Source organism: Bartonella sp. MR168JLCBS (assembly GCF_042194175.1).
This window is the reverse complement of the sequence record NZ_JBHIMP010000005.1, coordinates 18,970-45,277: the sequence shown is the minus strand read 5'-3', so window position 1 is coordinate 45,277 and position 26,308 is coordinate 18,970. Positions and strand designations below refer to the sequence as shown.

19 protein-coding genes, 1 tRNA gene and 4 pseudogenes are annotated in these 26,308 nt (G+C 35.5%); 9 read left to right on the top strand and 15 right to left on the bottom strand.

The window, feature by feature from the left end; genetic code table 11:
* Positions 1–874: 874 nt before the first annotated feature.
* Complete coding sequence (miaA, locus tag ACFIK8_RS04790) at positions 875–1,747, top strand: tRNA (adenosine(37)-N6)-dimethylallyltransferase MiaA (RefSeq protein ID WP_375636184.1); 873 nt, start codon at positions 875–877, stop codon at positions 1,745–1,747.
* Between the two features lie 268 nt (positions 1,748–2,015).
* Entirely contained in the window at positions 2,016–3,815 is a 1,800-nt protein-coding gene (locus tag ACFIK8_RS04785; RefSeq protein ID WP_375636185.1) for an acetolactate synthase 3 large subunit, read from the top strand.
* Positions 3,816–4,443: 628 nt separating this feature from the next.
* Here the strand turns inward: ACFIK8_RS04785 and ACFIK8_RS04780 are convergent.
* The 4 genes from ACFIK8_RS04780 to ACFIK8_RS04765 form a co-directional block, all read right to left on the bottom strand.
* Positions 4,444–4,776 (bottom strand): hypothetical protein, encoded by a 333-nt coding sequence (locus ACFIK8_RS04780; protein ID WP_375636186.1) that lies wholly within the window; start codon positions 4,774–4,776, stop codon positions 4,444–4,446.
* A 1-nt stretch (position 4,777) separates the two neighbouring features.
* Complete coding sequence (locus ACFIK8_RS04775; protein WP_375636187.1) at positions 4,778–5,140, bottom strand: hypothetical protein; 363 nt, start codon at positions 5,138–5,140, stop codon at positions 4,778–4,780.
* Between the two features lie 326 nt (positions 5,141–5,466).
* Positions 5,467–6,675 (bottom strand): MFS transporter, encoded by a 1,209-nt coding sequence (locus tag ACFIK8_RS04770; protein WP_375636189.1) that lies wholly within the window; start codon positions 6,673–6,675, stop codon positions 5,467–5,469.
* 234 nt (positions 6,676–6,909) lie between these two features.
* Entirely contained in the window at positions 6,910–7,836 is a 927-nt protein-coding gene (locus tag ACFIK8_RS04765; RefSeq protein ID WP_375669006.1) for a D-2-hydroxyacid dehydrogenase family protein, read from the bottom strand.
* Between the two features lie 1,037 nt (positions 7,837–8,873).
* Between ACFIK8_RS04765 and ACFIK8_RS04760 the strand changes: the two genes are divergently transcribed.
* The 3 genes from ACFIK8_RS04760 to ilvC all read left to right on the top strand — a co-directional run bounded on the left by ACFIK8_RS04760 (position 8,874) and on the right by ilvC (position 12,988).
* The gene (locus tag ACFIK8_RS04760) at positions 8,874–9,995 is read left to right on the top strand and encodes an ATP-dependent RecD-like DNA helicase (protein ID WP_375669005.1); all 1,122 of its coding nucleotides are present in this window, start codon (positions 8,874–8,876) and stop codon (positions 9,993–9,995) included.
* A gap of 84 nt (positions 9,996–10,079) precedes the next feature.
* Positions 10,080–10,814 (top strand): pyridoxine 5'-phosphate synthase, encoded by a 735-nt coding sequence (locus ACFIK8_RS04755; RefSeq protein WP_375636194.1) that lies wholly within the window; start codon positions 10,080–10,082, stop codon positions 10,812–10,814.
* Positions 10,815–11,968: 1,154 nt separating this feature from the next.
* Positions 11,969–12,988, top strand: a complete 1,020-nt coding sequence (gene ilvC, locus ACFIK8_RS04750; protein WP_375636196.1) for a ketol-acid reductoisomerase — start codon at positions 11,969–11,971, stop codon at positions 12,986–12,988.
* Between the two features lie 114 nt (positions 12,989–13,102).
* Here the strand turns inward: ilvC and ACFIK8_RS04745 are convergent, their stop codons facing one another.
* From ACFIK8_RS04745 to ACFIK8_RS04730, 4 genes are all read right to left on the bottom strand, one after another.
* Positions 13,103–14,494 carry an amino acid permease gene (locus ACFIK8_RS04745; protein WP_375669004.1) on the bottom strand — a complete coding sequence of 464 codons (1,392 nt, stop codon included), beginning with the start codon at positions 14,492–14,494 and terminating at the stop codon, positions 13,103–13,105.
* Positions 14,495–15,505: 1,011 nt separating this feature from the next.
* The gene (locus ACFIK8_RS04740; RefSeq protein ID WP_375636200.1) at positions 15,506–16,906 is read right to left on the bottom strand and encodes an amino acid permease; all 1,401 of its coding nucleotides are present in this window, start codon (positions 16,904–16,906) and stop codon (positions 15,506–15,508) included.
* Between the two features lie 651 nt (positions 16,907–17,557).
* A complete protein-coding gene (locus ACFIK8_RS04735) occupies positions 17,558–18,058 on the bottom strand; it encodes a LysE family translocator (RefSeq protein ID WP_375636202.1) in 501 nt (166 codons plus the stop codon).
* Between the two features lie 130 nt (positions 18,059–18,188).
* On the bottom strand, positions 18,189–18,797 hold the full coding sequence (locus ACFIK8_RS04730) for a fumarylacetoacetate hydrolase family protein (protein ID WP_375636204.1): 609 nt from the start codon (positions 18,795–18,797) through the stop codon (positions 18,189–18,191).
* Between the two features lie 455 nt (positions 18,798–19,252).
* On the opposite strand from ACFIK8_RS04730, the pseudogene ACFIK8_RS04725 reads away from it, so the two are divergent.
* Positions 19,253–20,376, top strand: a pseudogene (locus ACFIK8_RS04725) (helicase-related protein); the annotation flags it as partial.
* Here the strand turns inward: ACFIK8_RS04725 and ACFIK8_RS04720 are convergent.
* The 6 genes and pseudogenes from ACFIK8_RS04720 to ACFIK8_RS04695 form a co-directional block, all read right to left on the bottom strand.
* Positions 20,328–20,453 (bottom strand): hypothetical protein, encoded by a 126-nt coding sequence (locus ACFIK8_RS04720; protein ID WP_375636237.1) that lies wholly within the window; start codon positions 20,451–20,453, stop codon positions 20,328–20,330. The pseudogene ACFIK8_RS04725 and the gene ACFIK8_RS04720 sit on opposite strands and share 49 nt — an antisense overlap.
* Positions 20,454–20,463: 10 nt before the next feature.
* Positions 20,464–20,916 carry a single-stranded DNA-binding protein gene (ssb, locus tag ACFIK8_RS04715; RefSeq protein WP_375636206.1) on the bottom strand — a complete coding sequence of 151 codons (453 nt, stop codon included), beginning with the start codon at positions 20,914–20,916 and terminating at the stop codon, positions 20,464–20,466.
* Positions 20,917–21,088: 172 nt separating this feature from the next.
* Positions 21,089–21,327: pseudogene (locus ACFIK8_RS04710) on the bottom strand (hypothetical protein); the annotation flags it as partial.
* Between the two features lie 463 nt (positions 21,328–21,790).
* Positions 21,791–22,297: pseudogene (locus tag ACFIK8_RS04705) on the bottom strand (hypothetical protein).
* Positions 22,284–22,630: pseudogene (locus ACFIK8_RS04700) on the bottom strand (hypothetical protein). The pseudogenes ACFIK8_RS04705 and ACFIK8_RS04700 overlap by 14 nt, the downstream one beginning before the upstream one ends.
* Before the next feature lie 170 nt (positions 22,631–22,800).
* A complete protein-coding gene (locus tag ACFIK8_RS04695; protein WP_375636208.1) occupies positions 22,801–23,106 on the bottom strand; it encodes a hypothetical protein in 306 nt (101 codons plus the stop codon).
* Between the two features lie 525 nt (positions 23,107–23,631).
* Here ACFIK8_RS04695 and ACFIK8_RS04690 point away from each other — a divergent pair.
* A complete protein-coding gene (locus ACFIK8_RS04690; RefSeq protein WP_375636210.1) occupies positions 23,632–23,784 on the top strand; it encodes a hypothetical protein in 153 nt (50 codons plus the stop codon).
* Between the two features lie 255 nt (positions 23,785–24,039).
* Here ACFIK8_RS04690 and ACFIK8_RS04685 read toward each other — a convergent pair.
* A tRNA-Leu gene (locus ACFIK8_RS04685) sits at positions 24,040–24,125 on the bottom strand.
* A gap of 147 nt (positions 24,126–24,272) precedes the next feature.
* Between ACFIK8_RS04685 and ilvA the strand changes: the two genes are divergently transcribed.
* Together ilvA and ACFIK8_RS04675 are read left to right on the top strand one after the other, a co-directional pair.
* A complete protein-coding gene (gene ilvA / locus ACFIK8_RS04680; RefSeq protein WP_026500531.1) occupies positions 24,273–25,550 on the top strand; it encodes a threonine ammonia-lyase IlvA in 1,278 nt (425 codons plus the stop codon).
* Positions 25,551–25,585: 35 nt separating this feature from the next.
* A complete protein-coding gene (locus tag ACFIK8_RS04675) occupies positions 25,586–26,116 on the top strand; it encodes a hypothetical protein (RefSeq protein WP_375636234.1) in 531 nt (176 codons plus the stop codon).
* Positions 26,117–26,308 lie beyond the last annotated feature (192 nt).

Below are 26,308 nucleotides of genomic sequence, written 5' to 3'. Positions count from 1 at the left end.
TTTTGTAGCTCAGCCATGTGATGTTCAATATTTTTCAAGCTCATTTCACGACAAAGAGCATGGATTGTATAACATAAAATCCGTTGGGCAGTTCTATTTTTGCATTAAATAAAAGTATAAGTTGGTACCATAATAGATTTGCTAGTTCCCAATATTGCAACAGCCTAGGCTTTGAAATGCTGCATAAGAGATCACTGTCTTGTGTTTAAGTCAATTTTTATCTCTGCTTTTGATGCACAAGTGAATGGTATTGATATGGCACTTTATGAGAAGGATAAAAATGAGAAAATCTTATGATATTGGGAGCTCTTATTCAGATTGCAAAACGCTCAACTATTATAAATAAAGGGTGCAATTATTATTATAAAGAATGTTTTATCTAGTGAGACTTTTAGCACTTTGTGATTGTACTTTGTGTGCTATAGAGAACGTTTTTTTTCACTTCAGTTTGAAAAAAGTTATCCTAGAGAAAAATTATATTAGACTAAATTAGTTATATATATTTATACCTTTCTTGGTGATGGATGAAAAAATAGTTATAAAAAAGAGAGCGTGAAGAAGACAATTTCTGAATCTCTTATTATAAACCGGAGTAGCATGTTGTTTTTATAGGAAAAAAATAAAGCTGTCTGATTGTATAGGTTAAGCTCAGTATTATTTTCATAAATGATGACAAAGAATATGTTTATTTTTAATGGACTAACGGACAGAATGATTATGGATGTAGTTTATTATTGAATTATGATAGCAAAAATGCTTGGAAATTTCTTTGGTGTTGTTATTAAGTCCATTTTTTCTTTTTTTATAAGTTTCATAGGGGCTTTGGGGGGGCTGTGTGTTGCAATAAGTTATTGATTGGGAGAAATTGCTATTCATGACACAGAGAACAGTTACATTAATAGCGGGGCCTACTGCAAGTGGTAAGTCAGCGCTTGCTTTACAAATGGCTCAAGAAAAAAATGCTCTCATCGTTAATACTGATTCAATGCAGGTTTATGATGTTTTAAATATTTTAACAGCACGGCCTACGGAGGCTGATATTGCGATTGTTCCACACTATCTCTATGGCTATGTGAGTCCTACTTTGAATTATTCAGTAGGGCAATGGTTGTGTGATGTCGAGAAGCTATTGGCAACTTTTTCTTTAAGATCGGTTATTTTTGTTGGTGGAACAGGGCTTTATTTTCGTGCTCTTTTAGAAGGGCTTTCGGAAATACCTCATATTCCAGATGCTGTACGGCAGAAATGGCGACTTCGGCTTGATAAAGAGGGAGCTGAAAGCCTTTACCGCCAATTGTTGCAAGTTGATGCTGTTCTTGCTGAGAAAATTTCTTCGCAAGATGGTCAACGTATTGTTCGTGCTTTAGAAGTTTATGAGGCAACTGGTAAGAAGCTCAGTTGGTGGCAGAAGAAAAAAACGCTTCCTCTGATTTCGTCAGATTGTGCAGAAAAAATTCTTCTTATGCCACCACGTCCTCTGCTTTATGAACGTATTCATAAACGTTTGGATTCTATGATTGAAAGAGGAGCTTTAGAAGAGGCGATGATCATGAAGAATCTTAAGCTTTTCCCTTCATTACCAGCAATGAAGGCTATTGGTATACCTGAATTTATAGCTTATTTGGATGGATATAGAAGCTTTGAGAATGCTCTTGAAGCGGTGAAAATACAAACGAGGAGATATGCAAAAAGACAAATGACATGGTTTCGTAATCAATTTGATGAAGAATGGATGCTTACTTTTTGATAAAAGAGCTAGAGCTTTGTAAAGAAACTTTCGAAAGATAAAAGATAATTCGTGAAAAAGAATTTTTTAGAAAATAGAATTTTTTATTGACGAATGGTATCAATGGAATTAGAAATCTTTCTACAAGGAAATTTTTATATATTTTATACGTTGGAATAATGGGGGTGATCATACAGTGTGTGTTGTGTAATGGGCTCCTTTGGGGTCTTTTTTTATGGGCTCCGTTAGGGGCTTTTTTATTGTCCTATCAAGTAGGTGAGTGGGAAAAATGAGAAATGATCCAAGAAAGCAAGAGAGTGCAGATGGAAAAATAATGTCGGGGGCTGAAATAGTGGTTCAGGCTCTTATAGATCAAGGGGTTAAACATATTTTTGGTTACCCTGGTGGGGCTGTTCTGCCTATTTTTGATGTTCTCTATCACCAAGATACACTCCAGCATATTTTGGTGCGCCATGAACAAGCTGCAGGGCATGCTGCTGAAGGTTATGCACGCAGTACTGGAAAGGTAGGTGTTATGCTTGTGACTTCTGGTCCAGGCGCAACGAATGCTGTTACACCTTTGCAAGATGCTCTTATGGATTCTATACCTCTTGTTTGTTTTTCTGGTCAGGTAGCGACAACGATCATTGGAACAAATGGCTTTCAAGAAGCTGATACGGTTGGAATTACAAAGCCCTGTACGAAGCGTAATTGGCTGGTTAAAAACGTCAATGATCTTGCGGCTATTATTCATGAAGCTTTTTCTCTTGCTCAATCAGGTCGTCCTGGACCGGTTTTGATTGATATTCCTAAGGATGTTCAATTTGCTTCAGGAATTTATAGAGCGCCTCAAGTGCCGACATTTATGCATTCTTATTCAAAATCGAAAGGGAATGCGCAGGCTATTGAAGAGGCTGTTTCTCTCTTAGTAGAAGCAAAGCGTCCTGTTATTTATTCTGGTGGTGGTGTTATTTCATCGGGGATGGAAGCTGTAAAGCTTTTGCGCGATTTAGTTCAACTGGGTGATTTTCCGATTACATCAACACTCATGGGGCTTGGTGCTTATCCCGCTTCTGGCAAAAATTGGCTTGGAATGCTTGGGATGCATGGAACCTATGAAGCTAATATGGCCATGCATGATTGTGATGTCATGTTGGCTGTTGGAGCACGATTTGATGATCGTATCACAGGGCGATTGGATGCATTTGCACCTCATGCGCGTATTATTCATATTGATATTGATCCTTCTTCTATTAATAAGATCGTAAAAGCAGAAGTTCCACTTATTGGTGATGTGGCTTGTGTTTTAGGAGATATGACGCAACTCTTAAAGATACAGCAACCAGCGTTTAACAGTGAAGTCCGTGAGGCGTGGTGGACGCAAATTAATCGCTGGAGATCACGCAATTCATTGGCATATATGGAAAAAGAAGATGTTATCATGCCACAATATGCTCTTGAACGGCTTTATGCACTGACCAAAGATGCTCGTGCTTATATCACAACGGATGTCGGACAGCATCAGATGTGGGCAGCACAGTATTATCATTTTGATGAACCAAAACATTGGATGACTTCTGGTGGTCTTGGAACGATGGGGTATGGTCTTCCGGCGGCTATAGGTGTTCAAATAGCCCATCCTGATGCGCTTGTTGTGTGTATTTCTGGTGATGCTTCCATTCAGATGAATATTCAAGAACTTGCAACAGCTATTCAGCATGGCACACCTGTAAAAATTTTCATTTTAAATAATCAGTATATGGGGATGGTTCGCCAGTGGCAGCAATTGCTGCATGGTAATCGTCTTTCTCATTCTTATACGGAATCTATGCCTGACTTTGTGAAATTGGCACAAGCTTATGGAGCCGTGGGAATTCATTGTTCAAAACCCGATGAACTTGATGATAAAATTCAGCAGATGATTGACAGTGATAAGCCTGTTCTTTTTGATTGTCGTGTTTATCATTTAGAAAATTGTTTTCCTATGATCCCATCAGGATGTGCCCATAATGAGATGTTATTACCCGATGAGGCAAGCGAGGAAGCTGTTGCAAATGCTGTTTCTTCCGAGGGAAAGATTCTTGTATAAAATTAATATGTTAACAAAATAGTGAAAGATGGTGATGATGAAGTCTTTGAATTCTTTGAAGTCTTCATCTCTGTCTCTTCTTTGTGGAGAGTTCCTATTATCCTTAGAGCTCATTTTATGATTTTCATTCTTTGTTTAAAGACATGGGGTGTATTATTATTTGTACGCGATGTTTGTTTTTTTAATTCATATGTTCACATTAATAGCTATTTCGTTGCATTTTTTAGATAATACATTGAATTATCTGTTATAAATTAATTATGTTGTCTCATATATGAAAGATTCCATCGTGCAAGAAAAAAAGCCACCGTGCTTGAAGGGTGCGACCATGCAAACCGTCATGCCTATGAAAACAATAGAAAAGTTTGTCACTATGTTTTGGTTTCGCATTATGAAATTGCTCCAAATCGCTCTTTCAAGGGATTGATAGGAAAATCCCCCTAGCGGCTTGAAAGGAAGGGCAAAAATAACGAAGATCAAATGCAGCCATAGAAAATCAATTATCCACCATAGCTTATAATCAGGTAGTAATCTCACCTGATTATGCGGGGGAGATCTATATATATGAGATGTGTAGTCAATATATATAAACCGGAATAATACTCAACATCGTATCATTATCAGGACATTAACATTGAAAATTAAATATTCTTTCTTTTATTTGTTCTACATATTTATGATTCCATAAATCTACAGACACAAACACTCTTTGAATCCACCGCATTGGATTTTCATAACTATCAAATGATCCAAAAAATTTATCTCTAGAGTGTAGAGCCATTTTGTTATCAATGTATAATAATCTTCTTGGTTGTACATCAATTCCAAAAGATACAGCCTTCATAGCTTCATAAAAATGATTTAAAGCTTCCTTAGCTTTTTTTGACTGTGGCTCTAACATGCCCGGATAAAAAACAGCGCTGATATCTGGGAATTCACCGTCCCCTTGAACTAGGGGCACTTTACTTGTAGAGGTTACCCCATTTTTCTCCTCTATAAGGAATATTAATTATATATAAATTATCGCTTAAGCTACTCAAATCCTTCTCAATTAAAAGTTTTAAAGCTAGACGTGCACCAGATATTCTCGTTAACGGGCCATCAACATCATTGCGAACACCAGATAAAAATATCCCTTTAGGAGATAAATTTAAACCCTTTATAAATTTTAGTGCAGCATTTTCTATATGAAAATCTAACTCAACTTCAGATCCTAATCCTGTATAATCTTTTTTATTATCTTCTAAAGGAACTAGGTTATTTACTATATATTCGCCTTCAAACTTAATTGAATAAGGCTCTCCGATCAATAAAGAAAACATCATAATTAAATTTTTGCTAATATAGCCACTTTTACAAGACGCATCTAAATTATAAGGATTAGGTGACGTATTAATTGGTCTATCAATTGGAAGGTTTTCAAAGATTAAATGGTCTCGGGGTAATAGACACCTTTTGATTCATAAGAATTGTCAATATTCTATGTGATAGCAGCGAAAATGCTATTTTTTAGTTCAACCGAATATTCAATACACCCGTATGGATCATAAATAACGTGGTCTAAAGTCTACCAAAGTTTATCTCTTTCGACATTGCTTAATTCAAAAGCATTTTCATTTATCATTATAATTTCTTCCCCAATTATATTTCCCTATTTTTTTATTAAGAAAAGTGAAAAAACAATAATTAAAATTAAAATCAGCCATGTTAGCAAATAAGTGTCTGTAAAATCTTGGATTAATCCAAATAATGGTGGAGCAGTAATAATTGCGATTTGATTTACAGACATTGCTAAACCCAGAGAAAAGCCAACGCTTTCTTTCGGCGAAGAGTCTACAATATAAGCAACCCAAGGGCCATACCATCCTATTCCAAAAAAACCTAACCAAGCAGATAAAATAGTTAAATAAATTATGGATCCACTCATGCCTAAAATTAATATTAAAAATCCAAAAATTACTGCAATCATGCAAAACAAGACAGGAAAAAATCGTCCTTTTCTACAATGATCACTCCACGCTGCTAAAATAATTCTTCCTAAGGCACCAGAAGCCTGTAAAACAAAAAACAAATAAGCACTTTTATCTAGAGACAGGTGATAGATTCTATAAAAATAGATCGTTATAAAAATGGTTAAAACATATTGAACGATCACAAGTGAAACGCCTGAAAAAATAATATTCTTCATATGCGGTGCAGCCAACATCGCAAGACGAGATCTTATATTTGCATAGAACGAAACTCTTGCCTTGCTTTTTGGAACGATAGCTACAACTTTTGCTGGTGAGTGATAAAAAATAATAAATATACATCCACCTAAAAAAGAAACTATGGCACCGACCAAAAACGCACCTTGTATGCCATAAACAAGCGCACTAGCAGGAAGAACTATCCCAGCTAATGCCCCACCTAATGGTAGTCCCGCCTGCCTTATTCCCATTGCAAATCCGCGCTGCGATTGTGGAAACCATGAAGAAACAGATTTAGCGCCACCGGGTTGAGCAGAACTATAAAATCCCCCTACAATGAGCAAACAAACCAAAAGGGAAATATAGTTATCTGCGATTGCTCCCAACAAAAGAGCGACAGAAACGCCGACCGCGCCAACTCCAACAATATAGCGCTCGTTAAATTTGTCTAGTAATTCACCAGCTACAAGTAACCCAATAATAGGTAGGAACTGTGCTGCTGAAGACAGCAAACCTATCTGAGAGTCACTGAGCGAGAAATTTTTCTTAAAAAATTCAGCTAAAGGACCAATCCCTTGAACAAAGAAGCAGGCTGATGCTTGAGCGATAGTGGCAACAAGCAATACAATCCATCTATAATAATTTTTTTCTATAAATTTATTATTGCTCACTATACTCTCCCTCCAATTAAAGTGTATTCCAATAAAGTGGACTTTTTTCTAATAATGATTGCAACAATAAATCAGGTATTTTATGCTGATTACATAAAAATCTGTCAATACGATTGGTATTAATATGAAAGCTAAGGAATATGCTTAATTTAAGGAAATAAGCTATTATGTGTCGTGCAAATTTGATAGGCTAGCGATATAAGATAAATTTTACAAACATTGGTTCAGCTGGCATTAAACGCTCTTCATAAAAGATGCTATATTTTGGCAAGCTTTTTCAATATAATTCTCAAAGCTTTCTTCAGTCACATAGCCCAGATGCGGCGTGCAAAGAACTTTATCTGATTGCAATAATTTGCTCTCATATACCGGCTCGCTGTCATAAACATCCAGTGCAAAGTAAGTTGAATTTTCCAAACTTAGTATTTTTTCTATCGCCCCTTTTTCAACCAAAGCTGAACGCGCTGTGTTGACAAAAATAGCATGAGGTTTCATGCTCAATAGATCATCTAATTGAATGATTTCTCTGGTTTTATCGCTTAAGCGTAAATGTACGGATATAATGTCAGGACGTGTAAAAAATTCATCTTTTGAATGCGTAAAATGATAACCTAAATTTTTTGCTTCTTGCGTTGAACGCTCGCTCCCATAAACCAAAATGGACATGCCAAAAGCTTGAGCATATTGAGCAACCATTTTACCAATACGCCCAAACCCGAATATTCCAAGAGTAGCCCCTTTCATTTGGTTGCCAAATGTTGTTTGCCATCGTCCTTTTTTCATATCAGACACAGATTTACAGAGTTTTCTACGCGCAGACATAATTAAGAGCCACGCAAATTCAGCAGCAGAAGTTGGATCTCCACCACCGTCTAATATTTCAATTCCTAAGTCTCTACAAGCTTCTATATCAATATGTGAACCTATAGGGCCTGTTTGGCAGATTAATTTTAAATTTGGCAGTTTCAGTAGAAGATTTCTATCAACTATAGTTCGCTCTCTGATTAAGATAAGAATATCTATCTCTTTGAGCTTATCTTCTAAATCACATTCTTTAGCTAAATTATTTATAACAAGCACTTCATGCGATTTCATTAATTTTGTAATAGACTGTAATGTTAGGGTGGCTTTTTGATAGTCATCTGGAATTAATATTTTCAATTTAAATCTCCCGTTTCATTCATCAATATTTGAGCTCATTATTTCATTTCTAAAACAACCAAAAAGCAATCTCACAGCTGATATTTTGACATAACGCCAAGCCTATTAACAAATTACCCCCCTTGATTTCATTGTTATTTCTAGCAATAAGAATAGCATTAATCAGTTAGTTTTTATAAACTTTAAAACATTGCGACAAAAAGAAAAAGTTTGACTCAGTAGATGGAGAATTGCGCTTTTCTCATATTCTAGAGGACGGATCTGAAGTGCTACGCTGGACTGAAACCCATGTCCCAATTTTCTTATAATAGACTACCAAGAAGGCCATACTTACGAACCAGATTTTATTGTCGAAACAGAAAAAGCTACATATTTGTGCGAGATAAAGCGCGCTTCATATAAGCGTGATGTCTCTCTTTATTCGTTGAGATATAACTTATTTGTAGCATGAAGAGTAAATTTATTAAAATCATGATAAGAGGGAGATAGGAACTTTATAGGTGTATCATCATAGGATTAAGTAGTTTTGTTGAGAGCTATTTCTGCCAAAAGGTTTTTGATATATGTAATTATTATTTCGTAATAGTGGATGTACTTTATTTTTATGTGCAAGAAAGCTGAGTGATTGTGTAAAATAGTATTCATAAAATTACATTATTCTTATCCTGTTAAGGACATTTTTTCTAGAGAGGGTTTTGCAACTGCAATGCTCTTTTTCTCATTCTAAATTTTGGTTAGAAAAAGCGTATATAGGTATTATTTTAAATTTAAGATATGTATATTCCATTGTTGCTGTTACTGTTGTAGAAAATGATATTTTATTTGATAAGTATAAGGTGTTACCAAGAAGATCGATGTATAGATAAAATTTAGATTTTTACTATATCTTGAAAAAGCAATGGGTAAATAATTGATAATTGTGCTACGAAAGTTGTTAGATGGGCGTGTGTCAGCAATTCTTAATAAAAAAGTTTTTCTTGATAGTCGTTTTTTTTCAAAATACTGCTCTTTTTATGCAAATCTTATGTTGGTAAGCTATGCAGTTTTCACGGGAACAGGATAGTGCATTGAAGGCTGTTGCTGCGTGGTTGAAGGAAGGGCGTTCTCCACTTTTTCGCCTTTTTGGCTATGCGGGGACGGGTAAGACAACGCTTGCGCGCTATTTTGCAGAAACAGTTGATGGTTCTGTCCAGTTTGCTGCTTTTACAGGGAAGGCGGCACAGGTTTTACGCTCTAAAGGTGCAAGCAATGCTTGTACAATTCATTCGTTGATTTATTGTCCGCGTGGGGAAGAAGAAGTTTCCGATGAAATTACGGGAAAGAAGTCTATTGCTCCAACATTTACATTAAATCGAAGGAGTGCAGCTGCACAAGCTAAGCTCATTATTGTCGATGAATGTTCGATGGTAGATGAAAAATTGGCGCGTGATTTAATGAGCTTTCGGACGCCAATTCTTGTTCTGGGTGATCCAGGTCAATTGCCTCCTATATCAGGTGGAGGATTTTTTTCCAATGGAGAACCAGATTTTCTTCTCTCAGAAATTCATCGGCAAGCGCGGGATAATCCGATTATTCGTTTAGCTATGGATGTGCGTGAAGGACGCGATATTGCTTATGGTGACTATGGAGAAGCGCGCGTTGTTACACGTAAAGAGGTCAATCAACAATTGGTTTTGAATGCTGATCAGGTATTGGTAGGGGTTAATCGTACGCGCTACCTTTATAATCAGCGTTTGCGTGTGTTAAAAGGATTTACAGCAGATTATCCGCAAGCAGGAGATAAGCTGGTGTGTTTGCGAAATGATCCTACTAAAGGTTTGTTGAATGGCTCTTTATGGAAGGTGATGACTTCACAGAAGGAAACAGTTAAACCAAGTATTAATCTTCTTGTGAAACCAGAAGAAAGTGAGCGTGGGGTAGCAAAGATTAAACTGTTAAAAGCAGCGTTTGAAAACCCTGATCAAGAAATTTCATGGCAATTAAAAAAGCGATATGATGATTTTGATTATGGGTATGCATTAACGGTTCATAAAGCGCAAGGTTCTCAATGGAATAACGTCGTTTTGTTTGATGAAAGTTTTGCATTTCGTGATATGTATGCGCGCTGGCTTTATACGGGAATTACGCGCGCAGCAGAACGTTTAATGATTGTTCGATAGAAAAAATATGTATATCATCTAAGTTTCAGATGGAAAATGCCTTTTTTCTATCTTGTTACACATTATAGAAAAATGGAAATGGGCATGGCGGTAAAACTTTCGGTTAATCTTAATGCTGTTGCTGTTTTGCGTAATCGACGTAATCTTCCGTGGCCAAGTATCACGAATATGGGGCATATAGCGCTTGCTGCTGGAGCGGCAGGTTTGACGGTTCATCCACGCCCCGATGAAAGGCATATTCGTTTTGCGGATTTGCCAGATATATACTGTTTAATCAAGAATACTTTTCCTACAGCTGAGTTTAATATTGAAGGTTATCCAAGTGATCAATTTTTGGATATCGCTGAAAAGTATGCTGATCAGATTACCCTTGTTCCTGATGATCCAGATCAGTCAACATCTGATCATGGTTGGAATTTTGCTCATGATGCAGAATTTTTAACACCTATTATTCAGCATTTGAAAAAAAGAAAGATTCGTGTATCACTTTTTGCTAATCCTACTATCGATGGTCTTGATACTGCTAAAGCAATAGGGGCTGATCGTGTGGAGTTTTACACGGGACCTTACGGTGGTGCATTTCAGGATAAGATAAAACAGGATCAAGAGCTCAATAAACTTGTTTTAGCAGCAAGAAGAGCAAAAGAGTTGCAGTTAGGTATGAACGCAGGGCATGATCTGACGCTTATGAATCTTCCTGCTCTTGTCAAAAACATTCCTTGGCTTGATGAAGTTTCTATTGGTCATGGCCTCATTGCCGATGCATTAGAGTATGGAATGCATGATACTGTTCAGCGTTTTATCCGGTTATTATCGTAATCTTTTTCTCTCTATAAAATTGAAAGAGAAATTTTTATAAAGCTTTGCCAATTTATCTTTAAAAAATAATATATGTTTAGATAAATAGCACTATTAGCGTGCATTATAAATATTCTATTGTTGCTCTGTTTATTGGTTGCTTTCTATCTTTTGTTTTGAGTGTATGCGATGTTTTTTATTTGTACTATCTATTAGGGAGAAGAAATAGGGGTTGGAAAGTATTTTCCTTGTAAAGGAGTGCGTAGGGTTTTTATGGATCAATACACAAATTTTCTTGATGTTTGAGCTCATTTTACGGGTTATCTGTAAATAGTATAATGTAAAATCTCCATAGATGATATGAAGTCTATTGCTATCATCATTTTATTGGCTAATTCAATGTTGTGGCAGTTTTTGGCATATAAGGGTTTTGATGATTTCATCATGAATAGATTTAAAATCAGAAAATGCTTTTTATGAATAGGCTTAATGCAATAAGAGCTGTCAAATAGAATGATGATATCGACTTGTAGCTTTATGAAGTAAAGAGAGTGGTGTGTAATAAATCTTAGGCGATTATAGGGGATTCTTGAAAAGGGCTCGAGCACATTAAAAGTTTTTTTATAAGGCGCCATAAATGAATAACATAATGGCAGTATGGGGGTGTTCTTTTTCGCGTGAGAAGCGCGGATATTAAAGAACGTAAAAAGTAAAAACGTCCTCTCTATTATTCTAAAGATATTGTTGTATATGCTTTTGAAGATTGTATTAAAACAATACTTATTATTTTGTAATTTTTCTTGCTATCCGTATTGATTTGGTTCATGTTAACAATTGTATATTGTATCTTAATTTTTAGAATATAGGGTTTTGTTGCACGATAGAAGAGTAAAATATTAGCAAATATATTTTCTTTAGAAATCTTGTTTTGTGTAATTATTGTTTTTGTGGAATAGCAGTTGAAGTTGATTTGGGGATCCGTATATGTTTTGGGAATGTTTGGGGACTACAGTTTTTTTATGCAATATGTAAACTTTAAAAATTATTCAATTGCTATGTTCTTATAAGCGGTGTTTTTTGTCTTTATAAGTGTGTGATGCACTGAAGATAATGTTTCTTATTTAATAAAAATAATCTGAAATCCAGTTTAAATAGAAAAAGAAGGAAGTTTTTTTATGCGTGTTTATTATGATCGTGATGCGGATGTTAATCTTATTAAAGGGAAAAAAGTAGCCATTGTTGGTTATGGTTCTCAAGGGCGTGCGCACGCTTTAAATTTGAAAGATTCCGGTGTTAAAAATGTGCAAATAGCTTTACGTTCAGGGTCGGAAACAGTTAAGAAGGCTATGGCCGATGGTTTTGAAGTGGTGAGTGTTGCGGAAGCTGCAAAATGGGCAGATCTCATCATGATGGCAACACCAGATGAATTGCAAGCTGATATTTATAAAGAGCATATTCATGATCATTTACGTGATGGGGCGGTGATTGCTTTTGCGCATGGTTTGAGCATTCATTTCGGCTTAATTGAACCTAAAAAAACAGTTGATGTTGTGATGATTGCTCCTAAAGGTCCAGGTCATACAGTGCGCAATGAATACCAACGTGGTCGTGGTGTTCCTTGCTTAATAGCGGTGGCACAAGATGCTTCAGGACATGCTCATAATGTAGCATTGTCTTATGCATGTGGTCTTGGTGGTGGACGTGCTGGGGTAATTGAAACAACATTTAAAGAAGAGTGCGAAACTGATCTTTTTGGTGAACAAGCGGTTCTCTGTGGAGGTCTTGTTGAACTGATTCGAGCAGGTTATGAAACATTAACACAAGCAGGTTATGCACCGGAAATGGCTTATTTTGAGTGTTTACATGAAGTTAAACTGATTGTTGATCTCATGTATGAAGGGGGCATTGCAAATATGAATTATTCGATTTCCAATACGGCTGAATGGGGCGAATATATGTCTGGTCCACGCGTGATTACTGATGAAACAAAAGCAGAAATGAAGCGTATTTTGAAGGATATTCAGACGGGTAAATTTACGTCAAATTGGATTCAAGAGTATAAAGCTGGTGCAGCTCATTTTAAAGGCATGCGGCGTTTAAATGATAATCATCCTATTGAAGAAGTTGGTAAAAAACTTCGTTCTATGATGCCTTGGATAAAGTCTAATGCTTTGGTTGATAAAGAGCGTAATTGAAGCTTCTAAAGAGATATTTTGTTAATAGCTTTTATAATTTTATAGATAAATATCAAAAAAGGGTAACTTTAGTTACCCTTTTTTATATGTTTTTTGCAACATAAGCTTTATTTTTTAATTTTTTGCATAATTCTTTCTTCCAAAAAGAAAGTATACAATTCCTAAAAATATGAACCACGCTGGAGTGTATTTTAAAGCCATGGCAGTATCAGCTTCTAATGATAATAAATAAATAATGAATGCAAAGAAAACAAGAAGCGCCCAACACATAATAACACCTCCTGGCATTTTATAAGGAGAGACAGTATGCTGGAGAGGACGATTACGACGATAGACGATATAGCTGATCAAAATGATAGACCATACAAATATAAACAAAATTGCGGCAATCGTCGTAACAATTGTAAAAGCAGCTATGAGGGTTTGAGATAACGATACAATTGCATAACCAAATAAGATGCATAAACATGAAAAGAATAATGCGTTGGCTGGAACGTGGTTACGAGAAAGTTTTCCTAGAAATTTAGGAGCACCTTTTTGTGTTGCTAGCCCATATATCATACGGCTGGTAGAAAAAATTCCACTATTTGCTGAAGATGCGGCAGCTGTGAGGACAACAAAGTTCATCAAACCAGCAGCAGTTGGAATACCAATAAGTGCATACATTGTTACAAATGGGCTTTTTTCTGGACTGATTTGATTCCACGGTGTCACAGACATAATCACAAGAAGAGAGAATATATAAAAGAATACAATGCGGATTGGTATTGAATTAACAGCCTGTGGTAAAGCTTTTTGAGGCTCTTGTACTTCAGCAGCAGCTGTTCCAGCGAGTTCAATGCCAACAAAAGCAAAAATAACAATTTGGAATCCAGCAAAAAAGCCTGTAATTCCTCGCGGAAAAATATTTCCACCATTCCATATATGGCTAAGAGAAGCAACCGTGCCGTTTGGAGAGACAAAACCGGTAAAGATCATATAAAATCCTACAACAATTAAGACTAGAATTGCTACGATTTTGATAAAACCAAACCAAAACTCAAGTTCGCCAAATAGTTTTACGGCGACGAGGTTAAGAATTAAAAAGGACATAAGACCAATTATAACAGGAATCCACGAATTGAGTTCAGGCCACCAAAAGTGTGTATAAGTGACAATAGCAATAATTTCAGCAGTTCCGGTGACAATCCAACATAACCAATATGTCCAGCCGATAAAGAATCCGGCACACGGACCTAGAAGATCGGTTGAGAAGTCAATAAAAGATCGATATTGTGTATTAGAAAGCAATAACTCTCCCATAGCACGCATGACAAAGTATAGAGCACAACCAATAATTGCATAAACGAGTAGAATTGAGGGTCCTGCTACACTGATTGTTTTTCCTGATCCCATGAAGAGACCTGTTCCAATAGCACCACCGAGGGCTATAAGTTGTATGTGTCGATTATGTAGTCCACGTTGCAATTTCTTCTTAGGTTTTTTTTCTAAATTTTGTTTGTTCATTTTTGGGAAGTTCCCCTTAGTTATTTTTAAATAAAAATTATCCTAAAAAAGGTAATGCCTTCTATCGGAACACGCTATGGTTAAGGAGTAAAGGAATTTTTTTCTATGACTATATGTCAATAAAGAAAAAACATTATAAATTAATGGAATAATTATTTTATACATAAGAACTAAAATATAAATTATATTATATTTTTTATGTTTTATACATAAACTATAAACATTATATATTATTTATTATTTATAATAAATAATATTATTTATAATAAATAATAAATTATTATTTATATATATTATATTTGCAATTATTTTGTAATAAATCATTGTATTAAATAGCTTTCATTTAAAATTATTTATTAATAAATATTTTCCATTACAGAAAAATATAAATAAAATTATAAATTTATTAAATTTAAATATTTGTATATAAATATAATAATATTCAAATTGTTAAAATATTATTTAAATATTAAAAATATATTTTAAATTTAAATTTAAATATTTATATTTAAAATTTATTATAAATAGAAAAATATTTTCATAGAATCTTTTTTTATTGTAGATAGCTATTAAGATATATTCTGTTTAGAGCTGTATTTTTAATTTTGCTAAAAAATTGAATATAACTTTTTGGGGGTGGTTTTAGATAAAAGCTCATGTTTTATTAATAAACAATATCAGTGAAGTTTATAGAGAATTCTTCACAGAATAGCGCGTTTCTTATCCTATAATGCAGTAAAATACTGTTGTTTAGAGTAGTGATATAAAGCATATAAAATTTTACATATTAAGTATTTTTAGAATGTGTGGTGAGTATTCAGGGTAGGGCTAGCCCATAGAGCCTTATGTAGGTGAATCATATAAGTGGTCAGCAGGCATCTCTCTTAACAAAGTCGGATTGTTTACAAACCAAGACTTGCGAGGAATCCTCGTCTTTTGAGGTATGAGGAGGAGGTTAAGTAGAAAAAGGGTAACTTTAGTTACCCCTTTTTGAGATGTTTTGTATAGATTTTATTTGTTCTTTGGAGAGATTTTTTTTCTTATAAATATAAAATACATTATACCTAAGAAAATAAACCAAAAGATACTGTATTTTAAAGCTGTTAGGGTATCATGTTCTAATGTCAATAAATAGAGCATGAAAGCAAAAAAGACTAACACGATCCCGCACATAATGACACCTCCCGGCATTTTGTAGACGGATTCAGCATGTAGATGAGGGTGATTGCGACGATACACAATATAGCTAATCAAAATGACGGACCATACGAATAAAAATGCAATCGCTGAAATGCTCGTCACAATTGTAAAAGCACTTATGATGCTTGGAGATGATGATGCGATTGTGTATCCTACTAAAATACATAGGCAGGAAAAGAACAGAGCATTGGCTGGAACATGGTATTTGGAAAGCTTCCCTAAAATTGGAGGAGCACCTTTTTGTGTTGCAAGCCCGTATATCATGCGGCTAGTCGAAAAAATACCACTATTTGCTGAAGAGGCAGCCGAGGTGAGAACAACAAAATTGACCAAACCAGCAGCTATTGGAATGCCTGCAAGCCAAAACATGGAGACAAAGGGACTTTTTTCTGGAACAATTTGATTCCAAGGAGTAACGGACATAATCACAGTGAGAGAAAGGATGTAAAAGAGTACAATACGCACCGGTATTGCATTAATTGCTTTAGGGAGAACTTTTTTAGGTTCTTTAACTTCAGCTGCCGTTGTTCCAGCAATTTCTATACCAACAAAAGAAAAAATGGCAATTTGAAATCCAGCAAAAAAACCTGTAATTCCTCGCGGGAAGATATTTCCATCGTTCCATACATGGTTAAGAGAGGCAACAGTACCATTTGGAGAGGTAAAGCCTGTGGCGATCATATAAAATCCAACAATAACTAATGCCAAAATTGCTACGACTTTGATAAGACCAAACCAGAATTCAAGTTCACCGAACAATTTTACGGCAAGGAGGTTAAGGATTAAAAAGAAACCAATGCAAGCAAAAACAACAATCCATGGATTAAGTGTTGGCCACCAGAAATGCATATAGTTAATGATAGCAATAATATCTGCAGCTCCAGTTACAACCCAGCTTAACCAATAGTTCCAGCCCACAAAGAAAGCGATTCCTGGTCCTAGCATATCGGTTGAAAAATCAATAAGGGACCGGTATTGTGAATTAGAAAGTAATAATTCTCCCATAGCACGCATTACAAAATATAGGGCACATCCAATAATAGCATAAACGAGTATGATGGAAGGGCCTGCTACACTAATTGTTTTTCCTGATCCCATGAAGAGACCTGTTCCAATAGCTCCACCGAGGGCTATAAGTTGTACGTGACGGTTATCTAGGCCACGTTGTAGTTTCATATGAGGACCATCTTTTAAATTTTGTTTACAGTTCATTTTTTGGGGGTTCCCTTTAATTATTTTGAGATTAAATTACACTAAAAAATGCATCATTCTGTATCGAAGCATGATATAAATGAGGTGTAAAGGAAAAAAACGTTTTTTATGATTTTGTGTGGATAAAGACAAGAATATGGTTTTGAAAAAAGAGGATGTTTTCCTCTTAAATAACGTAACAGATATTTGAATAGGAAGTTTTTTTATTGTTATTATTCACAATGGTGAGAATTTTAATTTTGCTCAAATAGCGCTCAAGAGTTCTCATCTTAGTTTAAGAAACAGTTTTTAATGATAGAAAATTAAAATGATTTTTAAAATCACTTTTTGTTTGTATGATGCTATCATAAATCAAAAAGTTACTTTTGTTTCATAAACGAAAAGAGGAATATCATAGCTTATTTCTTCTAAAGTAATTAATAAGGATTTTGTTTAGATATTGATAACATTTTATAAAACGTTGCGAGAAATTCACATCGTTTACACAAAAATCCTTGAGACTATGATAAAGAAATGCAGCATAATTCAGTTATACAAAGAAAAAACTGGGGATTGTATAAGCTCTGTTAGAGGTTGAGCTATTCATCGTGAGAGACAGAATCAGAAAAAGATTGCTTTATTAGCTTTGCAATTTGTTATCAAAAGATAAAACTATCCAAAGAAAATGAAAAAAGAAAACAGAGATAAAACTGTTCCTGTCGCTATATTAATCGCACCTTTTATTCGCTGCTTTTTTAAAGCGGAGCTGGCAAATGATATAAAAATGGTCATCAAGGTAAACCATGCAAAGATGTTGAAGGAATGTATGGTTACAAGTTCAAAGCCTTTTTTAATGCCACCACCAGAAGATAAAAATTTCGGGAAGGCCGCTATATAGAATATTGATACTTTGGGGTTTAGTATTTGTGTCAGAAAGCCGTCTCTGTAGCTGGTTAAAAGCTTTGTTTCACTCGTAGCATGCTTTTCATTCGTTGAACTTCTTTCTTTTGAATTTAAGTTGTGTATTCCAGATTTAATTGATTTAAAGCCCATGTATAATAAATAGCTGCCATCCATGAGTTTTACTAAAAAAAACAGCGTTTTGTTGTTGAGAATGAGCGCTGATACACCTAGTATGGAAAATGCCCCCCATGCACATATGTTGCTGTACACAATCCTAAAACGTTTACAAATGCGTTCTTTCTTCCTAATCTCGTTGCATTATCGATGATAAGGGCCATATTCGGCCCCGGTGAGATGACTAAAAAAAATGAAACAATGAAAAAGGTCAGTATTTGATGATTCATTTTACTTTTAGCTCTGAAATTAATTGATTTTCGAGATACAATTCTATTCTGTCAAACTGAGAAAGTTTTCCGACACCCTGTGGAGTGCCTGTGTATATGAGATCACCACGTCTTAGCTGAATGTAGTGACTTAAAAATGAGATTATCTTCTCAAAGCTAAAGATCATATTTTTCGTATTGCCAACTTGTCTTGTTTCGCCATTCAACTTCATTGCAAAGGTTATTGGGTTGTTTATTTTTTCCTTGTTTATGAAGTCAGAGACGTATGCAGCGCCTTTAAATCCTTTCGATAAAAGCCAAGGAAGCCTTTTTCCTTTCAGTTTTGTTTGCAAATCCCGCGCTGTGAGATCAAGACCTATTGCTACGGCATCATAGCATTTTTCTGCTTCTTCCTCTGTGACCATGAAAGCGTCCTTTGAGATTTTGAGCACAATTTCAGTTTCAAAATGGATTTCTTTGGAAAAATCAGGGAGATAAATTTCATTGCCTAAGATGAGTGAACTGTTTGGCTTGCTAAAGATAACGGGTTCATTTTCAACAGTATTGCCTAGTTCATGAACATGTTCAACATAATTGAGTCCAACACAGTAAATGTCATTTATCATAGGAGCCCTCCAAATTTTTTATTTTTTCTTTGTATAGGCAAGAGAGAACTTTGCAAACAACATTTTTTCTTATCTCGTGTTGTGCGTTTTCTGAACAAGAGGCATTGTGTGGGTTGATAACTAACCACGATGACAGCCCTTAGCATTGTCTCTCTTTTGAAGAGTGCCTAATCTTACAGTTTTTGAGAGATAAGAAACACTGCTTTCATTTTGGTTGCTAATCGCGTGAAATTCCTTTAATACTTTAAAGGTGTTTTTGGTTGTCTAGGCAGCGATCAGTAGGGTCTGAAAGCCCTAAAGTTTGATCATAAAAATGAGCCCACTCTGTGGGTGTATCGGAATTCTGGGAGATTTTGCTATGTCCAAGTGCGATGAGCACTAAAAGCAAAAAAGCTGATTCAAACTCAGTACTTTCAGGCTTCCGGAATACTAATGCGAGGGCGCTTACACCTGCACAAGTCCCCTTGCTTTCCTTTGCGGTATGTTCTGATATATGAATTGGCAAGCGTCGTAAAACACAAGATGATGCTGTCGAACTCGATGTTTCAGATCTCGCTCTACCAGCTACCAACTGATGCTCAAAAACTTTGAGAAAAAGCAAATAAAGCCTTAGCACATGCAATGACCGTGGTGTTTGCTACTTACCAATCAATCCAAGTGATTGCGGATGAGCAAAAGGAATGTGATTTATCCGAATTTGATCTGATCATTTGTGATGAAGTACACCGTACGACTGGGGTTGTGTTGGGAACAGACAAACGTGAATCTGAATTTATCAAGGTTCACGATAACAGCATCATTCGGGGTAAAAAACGTCTGTACATGACAGCAATCCCCAAGGCCTTTACGGATAATGCCAAAAAGCAAGCCAATGAGATCAATGCCGTTCTGGCTTCTATGGATGATGAAGAACTCTATGGAAAAGAGCTTTATATCTATACATTCTCTCAAAAGCCGTTAAGAATGAACTTTTATCTCCTTATAAGATTATTATTTTGGGTGTTGATGAAGAGGAAGTAAGTCAATCCATTCAACATCTGATAACAGATGAGAATTATGGACTTATTCTTGACGATAAAACCAAGATCATAGGCTGTTATCAAGCCCTTGCTAAAATAGATCTGAAGGTTGACTTGAGTGATAACCCAAATCTCATGCGTCGGGCTTTGGCTTTTTGTAAAGATATCAATAGGTCTAAACGTATCCGTGATACATTCAATTCTAAAGAAATACAGAAAGAATTATATGATCTTCATAAGGTCCATAAAGAGACTTCGCCTTTTGACTGTAAATTTGCTCATATTGATGGAACACAAAGTGCCAAAGAACGTAATAAAGCCCTTGATTGGCTTAAGGAAGATGCGGGGGAGAATGTTTGTCCGTGTTTGCTCACCAATGTAAGATATCTCTCTGAAGGAGTAGATGTCCCTGTTTTTGATGCGGTTATGTTTTTACATCCCCATAAAGTCATGTAGATGTCATACAGGCGGTGGGGCGTATCATGCGTCGTGCAAGGAGAAAAAAGAGAGGCTATATCATTTTACCCGTTGGGGTACCTGCCAGTGTTTTTGCTCGTGAGATGCGTCCGTTTGGTTCTCTGATACATCCTTTAATTCGAGGACGTCCGCGTTTTGTACGGTTTTTTCTCTTTGCCATATTTTATCAGTCAGAATGGGATAGCATCATTAAGAGATGCACTATGATCAGCAGCACCTGAAACGATAGCATAATTTGGGGTAGTAATGGATGAAGGAGTAGGGGATGCCGATTGATCTTTCTTTGCATCAAGTAAATATAATTCGCCTTTAAATTGTGGCAAGATAATCTCTGTTGAGTAACGGCCATACCCATTTTTATCTTGCCATTTGCGTGTCTGTAATTTGCCTTCTACGTAAACCTTTGAACCTTTGTTTAGATATTGAAGTGCAATTTTTGCCAAATGTGGATTAAAAATCACAACTGAATACCATTCTGTTTTTTCTACTTTTTGATTGGTCTTTTTATCTACATAGCTCTCAGAAGTCGCTATACTAAAATTGACTATTTCTGTACCAGAATTCATTGTTTTGCTTTTGGGATTAGCACCTAAATAGCCAATTAACATCACTTTATTTAGCATGTTTTCACTTACTTTTTTAATAATTTTTTCAATTATTTCAAAATGATATTATTATTTTTTAACATATAAAATTATGTTTTTTTATCTTTTGATAAACATAAAGCCACATCACGCAAATGACATGGCTTTCTTTTTGCTGTTTAAAAGCATAGTGTCACAAATGCTAGCATTGACCACAAACCTGAGCATTATCAGAAATATAGGCATCATTATAAATCCATGCATTACCACCAACCCAGCAATTCCCTTCGTGACTTAAATTGCCCTCATGCTCTATAAAACCACCAAGTCATCCGCTTTTACATTACCAAAGTCTCTTAATGCACGTATGCGATAAATGGTTCGAACTCGATCACTTAAAAGATCTTTCACTGTTTTCATTTCATTTGTTAATTCATATTTTTTTTGCAAGAGCGTGCTTTTGAAAGGAGGGGGTATCATTTGCAACAGTAGCAATAATGGAGGTCATTTGATTTTTAACTATAGCGTTCATACTAGTAATCCTTAACGTAATGGAGTTTTCAATTGACACCCTATAAGGGCACTGGGCGTTGAAAACACGGCGTTAAGTCCGTCGCTATGCTTTCCCCTAAAAAGGGTCTTGTATGACATAACCACACCCGACAAAATCATTATATGTCCTCACAAGCACAAAAGATAGTCAGTATTTTAAAGGCATGGGAGAGGCTGTTTCGTAACCTATCCGCTTAACTCTAAGTATTTTTACACACTTGATACTTTCTTAATAGCATGACTTTGCAATTTTTTCTTTTTTATACTTACCTAATTGAATATAAATCGCTTTTTCTAGCTTGCTATCTATAAGGTCATAAGAATGAATTCTTTGTAAAAAATTATAAAATCGGAAATTTTACTATGGCTTTTTAACTGAGCACTGTAGTGCGTAAATGGACATGTTTATTAAATTGCGTGTGCTTAACATAAGAAACAATACACAGACTAAAAAGAGTACTAAAGAGCAATATCTAAGTACCAGTATCCAATGGAAAAGAAAGCTTATGCTCCAAGTACTTAGAAATGATGGGTAAAGAGACCGTTTCTTTATAACTACTTGGGAAAATTAAAACGACAAGCGCTAAACTTATTAGCTTTAAGAGTCTGTGCATATACTGGTGTAAATCACGTGTTAGTTTCACCCAACCTGTTGTATTTCCGCATTTGTATTTTGGGTTGCTCTGCAATTCAGAAGGAATATTGGAATTGCATAAAATTGCAAAAACAGTTGTGACTATTACCAAAGAAACAGATGCGAATGTCAAAATACTCTGAATAAAGTAAAGATTTTTTTAATTCCTAAAAAACATAAAAATATAAAAGTTATAATGCCAAACAAGGCTCTTAGCTGCTTATCTGTAAACATATTGATTTCCTGCGGTTTTCGATAATTTTTTGATCTCTCTGTTGATCTCGTCTATAAGAGGTTCGTAATTGAGAATGTTTTTTAGAATAGCACCACCGTAAACTCATGCTTTTACTTGTGCTTTGGTACTAAAATCCGCATTCTTAGGTGTTTTGTAATACTGATCAGCATCAAATTTTTCACACTCTCTTGTACCGTCTTCATATTCGTAGAGCTTGTAAAAATACTCCTCTGCCCCATCCTCCATGGTGTATATCCCACTGCTGTTGCAACAAACCTCTTTCGCATGGGCTGTTTACGTTTTTTTAAGAATAGATGTTTTAAAATGAACATGCTTTAATCCTAATTTTACAAATTTGTCTATTTGCCTCAAATTTGACCGTACAGAGCGTTTTATATTATAAATTTTTTATCATAAAATCTTAAATCGCTGTGTACGGTGCCTTTATGTCGATTTAAATGCACATCTAATCACAAAACGATCAGCACTTTTCACTAGTTTGCTAACCTGCAATGTTTTTCACTGTTCCTCCAAGACCATTTAAAATCCCTTCAAGCTTTTGCTTTTCAACCAACGTGAGTGGTCTTGAATCCTCTTTCATTGCCTTTTCTTTCAGCCTTTTTTCACGGGTGTTCAAAACAGCTTTGCGTACAAGATTGGCTTTCGCCAAAAGACTGTTTTCCAAGTGATCTTGTAGCGCATGTCCTTTTGCATACACCGTCTTAATCATTTCTTCTTTTGAGGCATTGCCTTTATCTGTTGTTACCTTCATTTTTGTAAGCCATTGCTGAAAACGCAAATAGCGCATACCATCGCCTTCAAAACGAGAGGATTCAAAATTGACAGTGCTACTTGTTATATTGCTGTCTACACGAGAAATTGTCCAGCCTGTCTAGGTATCTAGATCAAGGCAGAGAATGGTTTGTGCATTGATGATCATATTCCCCCATTAAGGCTGTTGCGTATTTATATGTGCGCTATGACAGAGCGTGTTGTGATTGCCTGTCTTGAAAAAATGTTTGTGAGAAAATACTTGAAACTACTTTTTGGCTAAATTTTTTACTGCCATTCGAGGAAAATAATCTTGGAAGCAGTTAATCTTCGAATTTATTCTTCTTGTTTTTGAGTTACATCTTTTTGTGTACGTATTAATTTCAGCTTCTTTATTATCTTTTTTCTGAGCTTTTGCATTGTTTTACAAGAGTCATGAAGAGTAGGAGCCACCCCAAAATTAGCAATAAAATAGATAACAACTGCTTCTACTAAACTCAGATCTATCTCCGTTTCATACCTCACTTCCTTTTCTTCATATTATCTTACTCCTGTTAAGAGCGTGAATGGTGCTGCTGGTGTTGGAGAAATCTTAGGATTGATGATGAGGCATTTGTTAGATGCAAATGACCTCGAAAAAGAGCTTAAGCATTACAAATCAGTTACAACAGAAGTTAAGCGAATTTTACCAAGCCCTGTTGTGAAAGCTACTTAACGTTAAAAACATGACTCATTTCCTCATCCTTAAGGATGAGGAAATAGAGATTGACTGCCTCTCCACCCTAAAAGACGAGGAGGAGGTCAAAGTGCTAAAAAGGTACTTCAAAAAGCAGCAATGATTCGTATTTTAGCATCATCGCGGTGCCGTCTGATAGCGTTATAATGGAGTTGCGAAAGGTGGTTTAGAAGGTGGTTTAATTTTTGTTGATTTTTAATAAATCATTGGAAAATAAGGGGAATTAAGACAGTCTGGTGCGGACGGCGGGACTTGAACCCGCAAGGTCTTTGACCGGCAGATTTTAAGTCTGCTATGTTTACCGTTTTCATCACGTCCGCGATGAGAGTTCTCTCATAAGCTATATCTTTTATTGAATCAAGAATTAATGACAAAAGAAACATTTTTCATTTTTTTAGTAAAATTTTGACTGACAATAGTTTTCTTTATCGCTAGAAAAAGCTTTTATAATGTAAATAAAGCATGAAATGATTAGTGTTATGAGTCAATTTATTCAAGACGTCACAAAAGCTATGGTGGGATTGCATCACGTGTTTGCTGAAACACCACTTCAAAGAAATGATTTTCTTAGTCAAAAGTATGATGCAGAAATTTATTTAAAGCGTGAAGATTTAACACCGGTGCGGTCTTATAAGATTCGTGGTGCTTTCAATTTTGTTTCAGAAATGCTGAGCAGTCTATCACCAGATTCTGCATTTGTTTGTGCTTCAGCAGGGAATCACGCGCAAGGGGTTTCTTTTGTTTGTCGTTATTTTAAACGTAAAGGCGTGATTTTTATGCCTATGACAACGCCACAACAAAAAATTGAGAAAACACGTATTTTTGGTAAAGAATTCATTGATATTCGTTTGATTGGTGAAACATTTGATCAATGTTATGAAGCTGCGCAATCCTTTGTCGTAGAGAGCGGTGGTGTAATGGCTCCACCTTTTGATGATATTCGCATTATTACAGGGCAGGCAACAGTGCTTTGTGAAGCTGCTTTACAATGGAAAAAACTCAATGGAGAAAGTGAGCCAGATTTGATGATTGTGCCGGTAGGGGGTGGTGGTTTGGCAAGTGGGGTGAGCAAGTTTTTACATGAATATGGTTGGAAAACAAAGCTTCGTTTTGTTGAGCCGCAAAGAGCTGCAAGTTTGCTTGCTTGTTTGGAGAGTGGAAAACGCGTCAAGCTTGAAAATATTGACACTTTTGTAGATGGTGCTGCTGTGGCTGAAATTGGTGCGCTGAACTATACAATTCTAAAGAAATTTTCTCCTGATTCTGTCATTACGGTTCCTGAAAATCGTGTTTGTTCTACGATGGTTGAAATGCTTAATGTTGAAGGTGTGGTCCTTGAACCGGCTGGTGCTTTATCGATTGATGCGCTTAACAGTATTCCTCCTCAAGAGTTAAAGGGGAAAAAAATTCTTCTCGTTATTTCAGGAGGTAATTTTGATTTTGAGCGTTTGCCAGAAATTAAAGAGCGTTCTTTACGTTTCCAAGGGTTGAGAAAATATTTTATTTTTAGTTTTCCGCAACACCCTGGTGCATTGCGTCATTTTCTTTCCACATTATCACCAGATGATGATATCGTACGTTTTGAATATCTTAAAAAATCAGCGAGAAACTTTGGTTCTGTATTGGTTGCGATTGAAACAAAAAAATACGGTAATTTTTGCCTTTTAGAGGAAAAATTTCAAGCGTTAGGTTGGCGTTATCGTGATATTACTGATGATCAAACGTTATTTGATTTCGTTATTTGAGGAACTGAAATTTTACTAAAACAAGAAGTACAATGATGAAACCTATTTTTTATTTGGTGCTGAGTCTATTTTTCTTTTTGATTGTTAATCAACAGAGTTTAGCATCTCAGCCTACAATAATACAAAAAGCTGAACTTTCAAGAGTTGTTGTTGATGTCAATAATGCTATAAAAAATAGGGATTTTACACCTATTTCTCGTTATATGCCTGAGCGACTTTATAAAGAGATGGCACATCGATTGAATACAACAGAGAGTGCTTTACGTAGTGATTTTCTTCAACAGTTGCATAGGAAATTTGAGGATTTGCCTTCTGGTGCTTATTATTTAGATAAAGAAAATATAGAGTATTTACAAACTGATAACGGTACTTTGTATGCTTTAATTCCAACAGTTCTTGAGATGAAGGATCGCATCATTCGATATAAAACTTTGGCGATTTTTGATAAAACTCAATGGTATTTAATTTATGGCGGTCAAAAAACTTTACAAAACCCAGTTTTTCTCGAGATTTATCCTGATTTTATCAAGGTACATTTACCGATGGACACAATCATCAAAAAGTAAACGATCTAAATATTGTTTTTTTATTCATGATAAATGTATTTCGTAAAGTTCTTGCTTTTTTATCATAATCCAAGGATAATGGGGATGAAGGCATTTAGGCTGGTTTGTTGGCTTTTTGTAAAGTGAAGTTTATACGCCTTTATCTTGATTTCAAGGTGCTCATGAGTTGCGCAAGCTGCTTTTTAAGCGTTG

Bases quoted from the DNA above. Each gene is read 5' to 3' on its own strand.
- ACFIK8_RS04760 (WP_375669005.1), top strand. From the start codon at position 8,874: ATGCAGTTTTCACGGGAACAGGATAGTGCATTGAAGGCTGTTGCTGCG.
- ACFIK8_RS04740 (WP_375636200.1), bottom strand. From the start codon at position 16,906: ATGAACTGTAAACAAAATTTAAAAGATGGTCCTCATATGAAACTACAA.
- ssb (WP_375636206.1), bottom strand. From the start codon at position 20,916: ATGCTAAATAAAGTGATGTTAATTGGCTATTTAGGTGCTAATCCCAAA.
- ACFIK8_RS04745 (WP_375669004.1), bottom strand. From the start codon at position 14,494: ATGAACAAACAAAATTTAGAAAAAAAACCTAAGAAGAAATTGCAACGT.
- ACFIK8_RS04730 (WP_375636204.1), bottom strand. From the start codon at position 18,797: ATGATAAATGACATTTACTGTGTTGGACTCAATTATGTTGAACATGTT.
- ilvA (WP_026500531.1), top strand. From the start codon at position 24,273: ATGATTAGTGTTATGAGTCAATTTATTCAAGACGTCACAAAAGCTATG.
- ACFIK8_RS04695 (WP_375636208.1), bottom strand. From the start codon at position 23,106: ATGCGCTATTTGCGTTTTCAGCAATGGCTTACAAAAATGAAGGTAACA.
- ACFIK8_RS04720 (WP_375636237.1), bottom strand. From the start codon at position 20,453: ATGGCAAAGAGAAAAAACCGTACAAAACGCGGACGTCCTCGAATTAAA.
- ACFIK8_RS04675 (WP_375636234.1), top strand. From the start codon at position 25,586: ATGAAACCTATTTTTTATTTGGTGCTGAGTCTATTTTTCTTTTTGATT.
- miaA (WP_375636184.1), top strand. From the start codon at position 875: ATGACACAGAGAACAGTTACATTAATAGCGGGGCCTACTGCAAGTGGT.
- ACFIK8_RS04775 (WP_375636187.1), bottom strand. From the start codon at position 5,140: ATGATGTTTTCTTTATTGATCGGAGAGCCTTATTCAATTAAGTTTGAA.
- ilvC (WP_375636196.1), top strand. From the start codon at position 11,969: ATGCGTGTTTATTATGATCGTGATGCGGATGTTAATCTTATTAAAGGG.
- ACFIK8_RS04785 (WP_375636185.1), top strand. From the start codon at position 2,016: ATGAGAAATGATCCAAGAAAGCAAGAGAGTGCAGATGGAAAAATAATG.
- ACFIK8_RS04755 (WP_375636194.1), top strand. From the start codon at position 10,080: ATGGCGGTAAAACTTTCGGTTAATCTTAATGCTGTTGCTGTTTTGCGT.